Origin of the sequence: Loigolactobacillus bifermentans DSM 20003, assembly GCF_001434575.1 — a bacterium.
In the GTDB taxonomy this organism is placed as follows: domain Bacteria; phylum Bacillota; class Bacilli; order Lactobacillales; family Lactobacillaceae; genus Loigolactobacillus; species Loigolactobacillus bifermentans.
This window is the reverse complement of sequence record NZ_AZDA01000016.1, coordinates 1-14,021: the sequence shown is the minus strand read 5'-3', so window position 1 is coordinate 14,021 and position 14,021 is coordinate 1. Positions and strand designations below refer to the sequence as shown.

Genomic DNA, 14,021 nt, shown 5'->3' with positions numbered 1-14,021 from the left:
TTATTTTGGTTTATAAATTGGCGTCTGTTTTAAAGTTTAATGGCGATAAATCGGTGGCCGTGGTAATCAATTGGGCGGTTAATTTTTTAACGGCCTTTTCGGCATAAGCTGCCTGGTCTATCCCAGCTTGATTCAGACAATTGGTCAGGGCTAGCCCGGTTAAGGTCTGGGCCTGGCGATCGGTTTGTGCCAAATGGCCTAGCAAGTGACTGTAGACTTGACGCTGCAGATCTGCTAATTGGGGTTGGAATTGGGTGTAATGGCTATCAACCAAAACGCCTAGTAATTTATAAGTCCAGTAAGCAGATTGTTCATCATAAGTGGCACCGCCGATTTGATAATTGGCTGGCGTTTTCGTAATACCGGCATAAAACGGTACAAAAATACTTTCAGCCGCAACCCCAAGGGCCAACCAGTGCAAACCACTGATTGGTGTCGGGACATCGTTGCGCAGTTGCAATAAATGGGCCTCTTGGGTTTTTGCCAAGCTAATTGGGCGATAGTGTTTGGTAATAGGCGTTGTGCCAGCTGGATCAAAAGTAGTGCCTTGAAAATGTGACCCTAAGATGGTCATGGCCTGATCCAATTGGATCGATTGATCAGGATATTGAATAAAAGGCAGGTCAAAACTTTCTGGGTCTTGGCTGACAGATGGTGTTAACTGGCGCTGACCGTCCCAAACCCGAGGGGTGTTGTAAATCAGGTCATCAGCCCGTTTGGTGCCAAAAATAGCGCGCACATTAAAAGGCGTATCGGCTTGCCAAAAGTGATGCTTTTCAGCAAAGGGTACTAATTGTGAGGCCATTAAAAATTGATCAGGCTGATCGCATTTAATTTCCTGGATAGCCAATTGGTTAGCAACTACAGCATAGCCGTTATCGGGAATCCGTTGGGCCACCCATAAATGGCCGGTGACGGTTTCCATATACCAGGCTTCTTGTTGATCGGCAAACAAGATTCCGTTGCTTTCGCTAGTGCCATATTGTTCGATCATTTGGCCTAAACGTTGAACGCCAGCCCGAGCGGTTTCAATGTATGGTAATACAACGGTTACCATGGCTTCTTCAGCAATCCCTGCAGGGACCAGTGGATCGTATGCCAGAACCCGAGCATTGGCATAAGCACTTTCCGTGGCACTCATGGCCACGTTGGCACTATTGATGCCATCTTCTTCGAAAACGCCAAACTGATCCGTCCACTCTGGCGTCGCCGTATAGGCTAAGCTGGCTAAGGGCAAGGGAATGCGCACGCCGGTATCTTTAGATTCAAAATAAGGCGTTTCAGTAGCCGTTTTGGCAGGGTGCGCCACGAAATGTTTAGGCCAAGCAGCTTTACTATCTTCGTTGCGGCCAATGATCACAGAACCATCAGCTGTGGCAGACCGACCAATTAAAATGCTCGTACAAGCCGAATGCTGTTCTAATGCAGTTAATGACAAAAAAATCGCTCCTTTAATTCATTTATCGTCATTATAGCATGATTATGCGGTTTCGATGACGCGGTAGCTGGGCTGCAGTTGCGGCAGAATCTTGGTCTTTAAATCGTTAATATCGAGCTTTAAGTAGTTGGTGGTTGTGCCATCACTGCAACCGTAGCTCGTGTTAGCAAAAATATGTTGATCCACCACCAATTGGACATCATGGCAATTGGGTTGCAGTAAGCTAAAAATGGTAGTGGCCCCTAATGACGTGGCCAGTTTAGCTTGTAGCAATTCTTTGGGCGCAAATGAGACTCGGGCAATGTTTAAGGCGTGACTAAACGCTTTGGTATTAAACTTTTGAATGCCAGGGAGTACATATAAATAAAATTGTGAGTGCTGGTGATTCGTAAGCAGTAACGTTTTTACCATGGCCATCTTTAATGTTGCGTCCACAGCTTGGCAATCCTCAATCGTGATCACAGGATCCGTGGCAACCCTTTGAAAGGCGATTTGGTGTTGTTTAAAAAATGGATAGACTAATTGCTGAATGGGCTGGTTTAATGGATCGGGTGCGGTGGTGTAAATGGGACTAAGTGACATAATTTTGAGCCTCCTACAGGTCTAGATTGATGCTGATGTATGTAAATGAATATCAGTAAAGTAATGCGCTTGATTTAAACGTAACATAGACCGTGATATAATAAAAACAAATGATTAGCATAATTATTATGCGAAAATCAGATAGTGAGGACATGTCATGGAAGGGCAAATTCAAAAATACCAAGCGTGTTTAAAAGTTTATGAGTTAGGTAGTTTTTCAGCAGCGGCTGTGGCGTTAAATTATTCTCAATCTGGTATTAGTCGCATGGTCCAAGATGTGGAGCACAGCTTGCAATTCCGTTTGTTTGAGCGGCATCAAAAACAAATCCAGTTAACCGATGCTGCTGAAAAAATTTGGCCCCAGTTAACCCAGTTGGTGATGACGTTTCACCAATTGACACAAACAGCCCAACAGTTGAACCGATTTGAAACAGGTACGTTGCGGATCGGCGTTTTTTCAAGTATTGCCACGCATTGGTTACCCCCTTTGATCCAGCAGTTTAAGCAGCGTTACCCGAAGGTTGAGCTTGAATTGTTGCTGGGAGACTATGTAGAAGTTGAAGCCTGGTTACATGCTGGCCGCATTGACTGTGGTTTTTTAAAAGCGCCTGTGACGAAGGGGTTGCAGTTTGAGCCGCTATTTAAAGATGAATTGTTGGCGGTATTACCAGTGACTTCTGATTGGCAAACGCAAGCGACCATTGGCTTGCATCAATTTGACCAAATGCCTTTTCTATTATTACAACGCAAAGGGGCTTCCGAAATTTCAGAATTACTGACACGTTTCAAATTACAGCCGCAAATCCGATTGACCACTTGGGATGATTATGCGATTATGGCCATGGTTGAAAGTGGGTTAGGGATCAGTATTTTGCCGAGCTTGATTTTACAACGGGTGCCATACCGGATTTGTTTGAAACCGTTAGCGCAACCACAATATCGCCAAATCGGCATTGCAACACGACCTCACCAAGCTTTAACACCGTTGACAAGTACTTTTTTGCAATTGATACGGCGCCAGGCAGCTGAGCAGACACCGATTTTAACGGCGCGGACAAATCAGTAAAAAAACTGACGAACGGCATAAAACTTGCTATAATAAAACCTATTAAAACTATTTTAGAAGTGAGGGATTTTTATGCCACTAGTTCACATCGATTTGTTAGAAGGCCGTTCTATTGAACAACTTCAAAAAATGGCAGCTGACGTGACAGATGCTATTGCCAAGAACATCAATGTTCCGGCTGACGACATTCACGTTGTTTTAAACGAAATGCAACATGATCATTACTTCGTTGCAGGTAAAGAAAAAGGCCATTAAGGTCGTTAAGAAACCGTTCGGTTATCGGTTTGCCGTAGGGTTTCTTTTTTTATAAAGTGTGTTGAAAAAGGGAGCGAAAAAAATGAGTTACTATCATTACGGAACCATGGTGACCAATGCTGCAGGGCATTTGGCCATTGGTGGCGTTGATACATTAGATTTGGCCAAGGAATATGGTACACCTTTGTTTGTTTACGATACGGCTTTGATCAAACAGCGGATCCAGGCCTTTAAAGAAGTGTTTGAAGCTGCACACGTGGCGTATAAGATTACTTATGCCAGCAAAGCTTTTGCAGCAGTGGCCATGTACCAATTGATTGCCAAGGCTGGCATTGGTTGCGATATTGTTTCTGGCGGTGAACTGTACACCGCCCAACAAGCAGGTTTCCCAATGGCAGAGGTCACGTTCCATGGCAATAACAAAACAGCGGCTGAAATTGAACAAGCTATTGCTGCTGGGGTGGGCACGATTGTGGTGGATAATTTCTCAGAAATTGAATTGTTGGACGATTTATTAGCGAAGGCCAACAAAACAGCCGCTATTTTACTGCGTATTTCACCTGGCATCTCTGCGCACACCCACGAATATATTATGACTGGGCAAGAGGACTCTAAATTCGGTTTTGATCTAAAAAGTGGTCAAGCCACACAAGCCTTTTTAGAAGTTGAAAAACGTGATCGACTGCATTTATTGGGGATTCACTGTCACATTGGTTCACAGATTTTTGAGACCAACGGCTTTGAAATGGCGGCTGAAGCGCTGGTTCAATTATTAGCCCAATGGCATCAAAAAACGGGCTTTGACGCACAAGTGATGAACTTAGGCGGCGGTTTTGGCGTGCGGTATACCGCTGACGATCAACCGTTAGCCCCTCAAGATTATGTCAAAGATATTGTGGCCGATGTCCAAGGTAAAATGGCGGAACAAGGCTTAAAGATGCCAGCAATCTGGATCGAACCTGGTCGCTCAATGGTGGCGGAAGCCGGCACCACCTTATACACCATTGGCACGCGTAAAGATCTGCCAGGTATCCGTAATTATTTAGCCGTTGATGGTGGTATGGGCGATAATATTCGGCCGGCTTTGTATCAAGCCAAGTATGATACTTTCTTAGCAGGACAACCTGAGGCCGAGCCCACTCAAAAAGTGACGGTGGTTGGGAAGTATTGTGAATCTGGTGATATTTTAGCTTATGATCAACAATTACCGGCAACTCAGCCTGGCGATATTTTAGCCATGCCAACCACAGGGGCTTATGGGTACGCCATGGCCAGTAACTATAATCGCAATCCGCGGCCAGCAGTTGTTTTTGTTGAAAACGGTCACGCTGCTTTAGTCGTCAAACGGGAGTCCTATGCGAATTTGGTGCAGTTAGACCAAACGCTGCCCGAAAATTTTTAGTCATCTATAATTGAAAGTGCTTCTCATTTACCGATGATAGCGTTATAATCAGGTAAGTAAATAGAACTTATAAAGAGGTGGCACTCATGAGCGAAGAAGAAAAAGCACAAGCAACTTCAGAACAAGACCAAAATGCCGAAGAGATCAAAGATCGTATTTTAACGGCGTTAGAGTCTGTTATTGATCCAGAACTCGGCATTGATGTTGTCAATTTAGGCTTGATTTATGGTATCGATTTAAATGAAGCTGGCCTTTGCCATATTAAAATGACGTTAACGACAATGGGTTGTCCTTTGTCCGATTTATTAAATGATGAGATCAATCAAGCGATGCACGAGATTCCAGAAGTCAAAGATGTTGAGGTTGAACTGGTTTGGTATCCCGCTTGGTCAGTTGATAAAATGAGTCGTTACGCACGCATTGCGTTAGGGATTCACTAGTCTATGATGACAGGAGCCTTCTTGCGAAAACAAGAGGGTTTTTTGTTTGGAAAGGAAGTATCAGATGGTTGCTTCAGATTATTTGCAACAAGTGCAAACACTACGTCGGCAATTGTCGTCTTTGCCAGCGGTTTGGCAGCAGCTCGATGCCATTTTGCGCAACGATCATCGCTTAAAGCAAGGCCAGTTACCACTTGCAGTTCCTGAATTGACGGTTGCGCCAACTTTGTTTTTGGATTTGTTTCAACTGGATCCGACGCAACCAGAGACTGCACTGGCGCATACGGTGACACAGTTGACCCAAGTCCTTGACGATTACCGCGAGTATTTAGCCAGCACTTATGGCATCTGGTCGCATACCACACCGGCACTGATTGCTGATTTGGCGCGTTTACCAGGCAAGCGCTATTTAGAAATTATGGCAGGTAATGGGTATATTAGTGCTGGCTTACGGCACTTAGGCCAAATGGTGATTGCAACAGATACCTTGGAATGGGTCGCTGAAAATGAAACTGGGCGCCAGTTGGTAACGGCCGTTCAGGCAATGGACGCCTTAACCGCTGTTCGCACCTATGGGGCTACTGTCGATTACATTGTGATGAGTTGGAGTCCAGATGGTGTGCCAATTGATTGGCAAGTGTTACAGTTGATCCGTCAATGTTGTCCTCAGGTGCCGCTACTTTGTATTGGTGAAAAAGATGGGTGTACTGGTAGTTCGGCCTTTTGGCAGGGGGCGCACTACCGACAAGATCGGCAAGTACAACAATTAAATCGCCATTTTGCGCCGTTTGATCTGGTTCAAGAGCAAGTATTTTGGGTGAGCTAAGACTGCTTTTGACTTTCAAACGGAACCTCGGTATGCTTAAATAGATATTTCAGAAAATACAGGTGATGCAAAGTGATCAAACGCAGGTGGTTGCTCATTCTTTTCATGATGGGCATTACGTTTTTAATCGTCTTTAGTTTTAGTCAAATGAATCGAATCGCCTATCAAAAAATCTTAGATCGTGGTGGGTTATCAGAGTCTGCTTATGTTTTAAAAAGTAAGCGACATCAGTCGATTATGGCAGTTAATCAGGCCTTGAAGCAGCAAAAGCAATTAACGAATTATCAGATCCAATACCAGGTCCCAAATACGAAGATCACCTATCTCTACGGTGCAGGTGATTTTAAAACACTGCCGTTATTATCAGGTCGTTTTTTTACAGATGATGATTTTCAATCGCAAGTACCAGTTGCCGTTGTTGGTAAAAAAGTTGCCAAAACGTTGTATCGTCCGACGCAACAAAGCTATTTGAAATTTAAAGGGCGTTACATTTCAGTGATTGGGGTGGTAGGCAATCAACAGGCCAGTCGCTTGGATTCACAAATTTTTATCACGACGTCGCCGGTGCAAAGTTTAACCAACCAATCATTAAGCCACTTTAAAATCGTCATTGATGGTAAACCAACTTTGAGTCATTTAAGCACTTTTCAGCATGTTCTAAAGGCCCAACAAACACAGAAATTGGTCACCCAAAACACGCCGTTAGTCGGGCGGGCTTGGCTGAAACAGTATTGGTGGTTCATTATCAGTAATATTGTGACGTTAGGCTTAAGTTTATTGGTGGCTGAAGTATGGCTTTTTGCTGTTCGACAAATGGCCCAAAAGCATTCGATTGGCGCACAGGTTCGTCATCAAGTGCGCTGGCATGAATTACGTGGTTTTATGCTCAGCCTATTATTGAGTATGGTCGTCACTACATTGTTGGCAATCTCGCGGTTATATGTATTGCAATATCAAGATTTGATCAGTTTGCTGATTTTCTATTATCTGGTAACGGTTGGCTATTTTGCCGTTCGTTTACACCGGATTGGCCATCAAACCGTTCAATAGAAGGGAATTTTAAGTTTGTTACCAGAAGGATTTGTTAAAAAATATCAGCAATTATTAGGCGCAGAAGCACCGGCTTTCTTTGAAAGCTTTCAACAACCTCGGCATAAGGGATTTCGCATTAATCCGTTAAAACCGAACCCAACCGAAGTGGCCTTGGATTTAAGCAGGCCCGTCCCTTATGCAAAATGGGGTTATTATGGCGCCGTCAATGGGCGACAGGTTGATCACCAAGCCGGCTATGTGTATAGTCAAGAGCCCAGTGCCATGTATGTGGCGGCAATTGCAGCACCTCAGCCAGGCGAACGGGTATTGGACCTTTGCGCCGCGCCTGGTGGCAAAACCACTTATTTGGCGAGTTTTATGCAGCAGCAAGGCCTTTTGGTGTCAAATGAGATCATGCCGAAACGCGCTCGGATCCTAGCAGAAAATGTTGAGCGGTTTGGGATTCAAAATGCAGTGATCTTAAACGAAAGTCCGGCTCATTTAGCGCCGCGTTTTCCGGCTTTTTTTGATACGATTTTGGTAGATGCGCCTTGTTCCGGTGAAGGCATGTTTCGAAAAGATCCTGCGGCACAGGCTTATTGGACCCCAGATTACCCTGCAAAATGCGCCACACGTCAACGTGAGATCATGACAGAAGCCTTAAAAATGGTGCGACCTGGTGGACATTTGGTTTATTCCACGTGTACGTTTAGTCCCGAAGAGGATGAACAAATGATGGCGTGGGTATTGGCCAACTATCCTGAGTTTCGCTTACAGCCGATCAAACGCTATCCAGGGATGACTGCTGGGCGGCCGGACTGGGCAGATGGCAATCCAGAATTGGCACAAGCCGTGCGCTTATTTCCACATCACATTGACGGTGAAGGACATTTTATGGCGTTGTTACAACGTGCGGCAACCGCTGAAGTACCGGTGACTAAACCTAAAAAAAAGGCGAAGAAAGGGAAACAACCACGTCGTAAAACTTTGCCGGATCAAGATCAAGTGGCACTTTGGCAAGCATTTGAAAAAAATAATCTTAATTGCACGTTAAATGGTGATCTGGTGGTGTTTGGGGATCAGTTGTATTTAAGCCCAGAAACGTTGGATCTGACACAGTTGAAAGTCGTTCGGCCTGGTTTGCACTTAGGCACATTAAAGCGGCAGCGCTTTGAGCCTAGCTACGCCTTGGCATTGGCTTTAAAAGCAACCGCTGCGCGCCATCATCTGGCCCTATCAGCTGCCGATTATCGCGCTTATGTCCACGGGGATACCTTTAAGACTGTTGAAACAGGCAAGCATTGGGTCTTATTAACTTACCAAGCCAAAACAGTTGGGTTTGGTAAATTAGTCAATGGCACTGTTAAGAATTTCTTTCCGAAAGGGCTGCGCTTTGAAGCGGCAGAATAAAGGTGACAAAAAAATGGCATTTAAACCAGCAACCGGTTTAAATGCCATTTTTAAATGGGCTATTTCAGTGGATAATGTAATCGGTCACGCCATTTTAGAATGACTGGTGTGGCCACCCAGCCGCAAAGGAGCCAAATATAACTCAGACTATAATCAAGTGCTAACGTGGTTAAATTGGTTTTCGTTAGTTGCAATGCAATGAGGCAATCACAAATCGCAATCAGACTGAATAATAAACTATTCAACTGACGTAAGCGGACTTCTTTGTAGTAAGGCCGCAAGCTGGTGTAAATGAGCAGTAGGGTTAATGCAAAGCAAAAATGGCGGTAATCCAATTGAACGGTTAGTTTAAAAGTAGTTCCCAGCACATGGTAAAAGTAGCGTATAACCGCAAAAATTGGGATGCCCACTAAAGCGATGCCTAAGCTGCTAAACGCCTGGTCACGATGATCAAGGGCCACCAATAAGCCAGCCAACAGGATTAAATAAAGCCACGCCGCGACAGGATGCCCTAAAAGAGCCAGTAAACGGTTTAATAGTTGTAAATGAAATGGTACAGCTAACAGATTACCTAAGGTGTTGATCAAATGAGTCAATGGATTGCGGGTTAAATTTAAGGATACAAGTAATAGGCCTGTGAGGCCAATCAAAACAAAGTTATAACGTTGTTCACGTTGCAAAGGGCTCTCCATACGCAAGTCTCCGGATTCTTTAAAATCAAGTTTTATAAAGCTATTATAAACCAAAGCAGGGTTAAACGGACCAAATTTCACGGGTACTTGTCAATTCTTTGTAAAAAAGTTCATAATAACATTAGCATTAACGAGATTGAGCGAAGTGGATGTGAGGAACTTGAAAAAGTATTTCTTCTTTGATATTGATGGCACGTTAACGGATAACCGCACCAAGCAAGTGGTTCCATCTGTGAAACCAACGCTACAGGCCCTCCAAGCAGCCGGTCATTTTGTGACGTTGGCTACAGGTCGGGCTTACTATAAAGCACAGCCATTTATGCAGGCTATGGGACTACACAATATGTTGTGCGCAGGTGGTGGTGCCTTGGTGTTAAATGACCAATTGTTATATAATCGGCCATTAAATTTGACGAAAGCGCAGGCCTTGATTCAGCAGGCCACTGACCTTGGCTATGGGGTTTTGGTGGCGCCAGCAGATTCAGATGCGGTTTATGCTAGCAATGATTTATTTCGGCAACAAGCTGGTCCCCGTCAGGAACCCACAACGTATCATATTGACCCACAATTTGATTATCGACAACTTTCGCAAATTTTTAAAATTTATGTGGCCATTCCGCAGGCGGAAGAAGCCCGATTAACGTTGAAAGATAGCTTAGGTTATTTGCGCTTTGAAGCACCTTACTTGGTTTTTCAGTATGATGAAAAGCATCGGGGGATTTTGGAAGTAATGGCGCAACTACAAGCACCGGTAACAGATGTGGTGGTATTTGGTGACGGGATGAATGACCGAGTGATGTTTGACCCACAATGGACCAGTATTGCCATGGGAAATGCCGTACCAGCGCTAAAGGCTATGGCAGACTATGTCACTTTAAAAAACACGGATGATGGCATTTTAGCGGCTTGTCAGCATTTCAACTGGTTACCAGAAAAGTGAGGGCCAGCAGATGATCAGAGAAAGAACCACACGTGCGGGAATCGCTTGGATTGCGACAACCAGGTTAACGCAAGCGGATCAACAACAATTAAAACAGCAATATGGTTTGTCGGATGAAATGCTGGTTTATGTCACTGATCCGGATGAACGTGCCAACTATACTGATTCGGAAGAAACTGGTGAACAATTGATCATCACGCACGCACCACGACGGTTACAGCAGCAAACCGGCGTGCGTTATGTTTCAGAACCAATCGGATTTTTGATCAAGAATCAGCAGGTCTTTACGTTTAACCAACAAGAATTGCCAGATATTGAATTTTTATTGACCCGTTGCGGGGCTGATGAAACGTTAGGGACGCCAGTTGCCTTTTGTTTAACGGCCATTAAAAATTTAATCGACCAATATTTACCCGTTTTAAAATATGTCACCAAAGAGCGGAATCGCTTGGATAAACTTTTAAATCAATCACGGGCCAATCGTGATTTAGTCGCGTTATCCTATTTACAGCAAACGTTGACCTTTCTGATCAGCGCCACACAAAATAATTTAGAGTTGTTGACTCATTTAGATAAAACCGTTTTAGGGGTTGCATCAGTGGGTGAGGAAGAATTATTAGAGGACGCTTTGATCGAAGCACAACAGATCAGTGAGATGACCAGCTTGGAAACCGAAGTGGTCGATCGGGTGGCGCAAACTTTTGATAGCTTGGTGAATAATGACTTAAATCATACCATGGGTTTTCTGACAGTTTGGTCGCTAGCACTGACGGTACCAACGATTATTACGGGCTTTTACGGGATGAATGTTGGCTTACCATTATCTCGTAGTCGTTGGACTTGGATCTTGATCGTGCTGTTATCAGTGGTGATCATTGGCAGCTTAATTTATGAGTTTCGAAAACGGGGTAAATTCTAGTATTGTGAAAAAAGTCTAAGTAAGGGTCAAACCTTATTTAGACTTTTTTCATGTAAATTCAATGACAACCAATATGAAATCGGTTACAATAACATAAGCAGTAAAATATAGATTGTGAAACCAAGGAGGCGTTACCATGAAATTAGGCTTATTTGTAATCGCGTTACTACCAATTATTTGGCTGATTTTTTCGTTAGGTGTTTTGAAACTACCTGGTGCTAAGGCTTGTTCCATTGGATTAGTGTTAACTTTGCTTCTCGCTATTTTTGCATTTAAAATGTCCGTTATTAATGCGGTAACTGCATCGCTGGAAGGGATTGTCATGGGGATCTGGCCGATCGTGTATATTATTATTGCGGCCGTGTTCACCTATAATGTTTCCACCGAAAGTGGCAGCATGGAAACGATTCGGAAAGGACTTTCTGGCATTACCAGTGACAAACGTTTGTTGGTTTTGATTATCGCTTGGGGGTTTGGCGGCTTTTTGGAAGCCATTGCCGGTTTTGGAACGGCTGTGGCGATTCCTGCCAGTATTCTGATTGCATTTGGAGTTGAACCGATTTTAGCAGCAACGATTTGTTTGATTGCGAATACCACGCCAACTGCCTTTGGGGCGATTGGCTTGCCTGTCACAACATTGGCGCAGATCAGTGGTTTAGATGTGCGGCATTTGTCCTATCTAGCAACCTTACAAATGTTACCGTTGATCGTGATCATTCCATTCATCATGGTGGCTTTGATCGGTGGCGGTGTCAAAGCCATCCGCGAGGTCTGGCTGCCAACATTGGCAGCTGGGCTGGCATTTGGGATTCCACAAATCATTGTTGCTAAATTCCTAGGGGCAGAATTACCAGCAATCGTTGGTTCCTTAGTTTGTATTGTGGTGGTTGTCTTATTTGCGCGTTGGCAGGCGAAAAAGCAACCGGAACAGCCGGATCAAAAAAAGGATCTGCCAACGGTGGGGCAGTTCACTTTGGCCACCACACCTTTCATTCTCGTTTTCGTGTTCGTTATGCTAGCATCGCCGTTGGTACCACCATTGAATCATTTACTAACAGGAATTAAATCGAGTATCACGATTTATACCGGAAGTGGCGCTGCGCCGTATGTATTTAATTGGATCTCAACACCAGGAACGTTGATTATTTTAGCGACGATTATTGGCGGTTTGATTCAAAAATTACCATTTGGTAAAATTATCAAAATTTTAGGTCAAACAGCCAAACAAATGGTTGCGACCTTGATTACGGTTTGTGCAATCGTGGCACTTGCGAAAGTCATGGGATATAGTGGCATGATTTCCATCATTGCCGCAACCTTAGTGGCCTTACTAGGCAATCTATACCCATTGATCGCACCGGTTATCGGGGCATTAGGGACGTTTGTAACCGGTTCGGATACATCTGCTAATGTCTTGTTTGGGAGCCTACAACGGCAAGCGGCCAGCACCTTAGGCGATAGCACTTATTGGGTTGTTGCGGCCAACGCTGTTGGGGCAACTGCTGGTAAGATGATCTCACCACAAAGTATTGCGGTGGCATCTGCCGCAACGAATTTACAGGGGAGCGAAGGTACTATTTTGAAAAAGAGTATGACTTACTTCTTAGGGTACCTGATCGTCATTTGTCTTTGGATCTTTGTTTCAGGCTTGGTGATCAACGCGATTCACCTGTAATAGTACGTCAAATTTAAATAAATTTGCGATTAAATTAGATTGTGAATTTAGCGTAAAACAGGTCATTACGTCAGCTGTGATTGTATTGCGGAGTAACGAGCAGATTGGCCTTGAGCGGTTAAAGCACCTCTTTGCAGCGGCCAATGCTTGTGAAAAAAAGATGCAGTTACCAGATTTCGCTTTAAATAGTAATTAAATTACATTTTAACTCTAATTATTTTAATTGAATTAATTGATATTTGAGGTATAATGAAAGCGCTTAATAAAATGTTACTTATTCGGAAGGACGTGGAAGTATGTCAAATAGTGTAAATCATCAGAAAGTACTTTTAGTCGGTGACGGTGCCGTAGGTTCATCTTATGCATTTGCCATGATGCAACAAGGTCTCGCTGAAGAATTTGTTATCGTGGACGTATTACAAGATCGGATCGAAGGGGACGCGCTTGATTTAGAAGATGCACAAGCATTTACAGCACCTAAGAACGTATATGCTGGTACTTATGCTGATGCTAAAGACGCCGACCTCGTTGTTATTACGGCCGGTGCACCACAAAAACCTGGTGAAACACGTCTTGATTTAGTTAACAAGAACCTTAAAATTCTCTCAAGCATTGTGAAACCAATCGTTGATGCAGGCTTTGACGGTATCTTCTTGGTTGCCGCTAACCCAGTTGATATTTTGACTTACGCAACACGTAAGTTCTCTGGCTTCCCTAAAGAAAAAGTCATTGGTAGTGGGACTTCCTTGGATTCAGCTCGTTTGATGGTTGCCTTAGGCAAGCGTTTCAACGTTGATCCTCGTAGCGTCCATGCCTATATGATGGGCGAACATGGGGACTCAGAATTTGCTGCTTATGATGAAGCAACAATTGGCGGTTATCCATTAAAAGCATACGCCGCTAAAGAAGGCGTTACGGACGAAGAATTAGCTGATATTGAAGACAAAGTTCGTAATAAGGCTTACAGCATTATTAACCGTAAAGGGGCTACTTTCTACGGCATCGCAACTTGCTTAATGCGCATTTCTAAAGCAATTTTACGTGATGAAAACGCTATTTTACCAATTTGTGCGTCATTAGATGGCGAATATGGGTTAGATGATATTATCATCGGGACACCAGCTATCGTTAACGGCCAAGGCTTAAAAGAGGTTGTTGAAGTACCATTAACAGGTGCTGAAAAAGAAGCAATGGCTAAATCAGCTGCTGCTTTGAAAAAGATTACAGCCGACGGTCTTGCTAATCTTGAAAAATAAGCTTTAAAAAAGTAAGTCATCCGGTTTTGGATGGCTTATTTTCTACCATTAGTCAAGAGAAAGTTGCTACATTGGGCTTTCTCTTTTT

General features: G+C 43.8%; 14 protein-coding genes. 11 read left to right on the top strand and 3 right to left on the bottom strand.

Annotated elements, in window-relative coordinates:
• Positions 1-10: 10 nt before the first annotated feature.
• Positions 11-1,438, bottom strand: coding sequence for a C69 family dipeptidase (locus FC07_RS03005; RefSeq protein ID WP_057903643.1), 1,428 nt, complete (start codon positions 1,436-1,438; stop codon positions 11-13).
• A 42-nt stretch (positions 1,439-1,480) separates the two neighbouring features.
• Entirely contained in the window at positions 1,481-2,020 is a 540-nt protein-coding gene (locus FC07_RS03000; protein ID WP_057903642.1) for a YbaK/EbsC family protein, read from the bottom strand.
• Positions 2,021-2,177: 157 nt separating this feature from the next.
• On the opposite strand from FC07_RS03000, the gene FC07_RS02995 reads away from it, so the two are divergent.
• The 7 genes from FC07_RS02995 to FC07_RS02965 all read left to right on the top strand — a co-directional run bounded on the left by FC07_RS02995 (position 2,178) and on the right by FC07_RS02965 (position 8,451).
• Positions 2,178-3,086, top strand: coding sequence for a LysR family transcriptional regulator (locus FC07_RS02995; protein ID WP_057903641.1), 909 nt, complete (start codon positions 2,178-2,180; stop codon positions 3,084-3,086).
• 72 nt (positions 3,087-3,158) lie between these two features.
• Positions 3,159-3,341 (top strand): 2-hydroxymuconate tautomerase, encoded by a 183-nt coding sequence (locus tag FC07_RS02990; RefSeq protein WP_057903640.1) that lies wholly within the window; start codon positions 3,159-3,161, stop codon positions 3,339-3,341.
• 82 nt (positions 3,342-3,423) lie between these two features.
• Entirely contained in the window at positions 3,424-4,743 is a 1,320-nt protein-coding gene (lysA, locus tag FC07_RS02985; RefSeq protein WP_057903639.1) for a diaminopimelate decarboxylase, read from the top strand.
• An 86-nt stretch (positions 4,744-4,829) separates the two neighbouring features.
• Positions 4,830-5,183, top strand: coding sequence for a metal-sulfur cluster assembly factor (locus tag FC07_RS02980; protein WP_057903638.1), 354 nt, complete (start codon positions 4,830-4,832; stop codon positions 5,181-5,183).
• A 64-nt stretch (positions 5,184-5,247) separates the two neighbouring features.
• Positions 5,248-6,009, top strand: coding sequence for a class I SAM-dependent methyltransferase (locus FC07_RS02975; RefSeq protein WP_057903637.1), 762 nt, complete (start codon positions 5,248-5,250; stop codon positions 6,007-6,009).
• A gap of 72 nt (positions 6,010-6,081) precedes the next feature.
• Complete coding sequence (locus tag FC07_RS02970) at positions 6,082-7,059, top strand: ABC transporter permease (protein WP_155797733.1); 978 nt, start codon at positions 6,082-6,084, stop codon at positions 7,057-7,059.
• A gap of 15 nt (positions 7,060-7,074) precedes the next feature.
• Positions 7,075-8,451 carry an RsmB/NOP family class I SAM-dependent RNA methyltransferase gene (locus tag FC07_RS02965; RefSeq protein ID WP_057903635.1) on the top strand — a complete coding sequence of 459 codons (1,377 nt, stop codon included), beginning with the start codon at positions 7,075-7,077 and terminating at the stop codon, positions 8,449-8,451.
• A 59-nt stretch (positions 8,452-8,510) separates the two neighbouring features.
• Here FC07_RS02965 and FC07_RS02960 read toward each other — a convergent pair whose 3' ends face one another.
• A complete protein-coding gene (locus FC07_RS02960; RefSeq protein WP_155797732.1) occupies positions 8,511-9,143 on the bottom strand; it encodes a hypothetical protein in 633 nt (210 codons plus the stop codon).
• 160 nt (positions 9,144-9,303) lie between these two features.
• On the opposite strand from FC07_RS02960, the gene FC07_RS02950 reads away from it, so the two are divergent.
• From FC07_RS02950 to FC07_RS02935, 4 genes are all read left to right on the top strand, one after another.
• Positions 9,304-10,083: an HAD-IIB family hydrolase gene (locus tag FC07_RS02950; RefSeq protein ID WP_057903632.1), complete on the top strand. Its 780-nt coding sequence runs from the start codon at positions 9,304-9,306 to the stop codon at positions 10,081-10,083.
• 10 nt (positions 10,084-10,093) lie between these two features.
• Positions 10,094-11,002 carry a magnesium transporter CorA family protein gene (locus FC07_RS02945; protein ID WP_057903631.1) on the top strand — a complete coding sequence of 303 codons (909 nt, stop codon included), beginning with the start codon at positions 10,094-10,096 and terminating at the stop codon, positions 11,000-11,002.
• 136 nt (positions 11,003-11,138) lie between these two features.
• Positions 11,139-12,677 (top strand): L-lactate permease, encoded by a 1,539-nt coding sequence (locus FC07_RS02940; protein WP_057903630.1) that lies wholly within the window; start codon positions 11,139-11,141, stop codon positions 12,675-12,677.
• 296 nt (positions 12,678-12,973) lie between these two features.
• Complete coding sequence (locus tag FC07_RS02935) at positions 12,974-13,933, top strand: L-lactate dehydrogenase (protein WP_057903629.1); 960 nt, start codon at positions 12,974-12,976, stop codon at positions 13,931-13,933.
• The last annotated feature ends 88 nt before the right edge of the window (positions 13,934-14,021 follow it).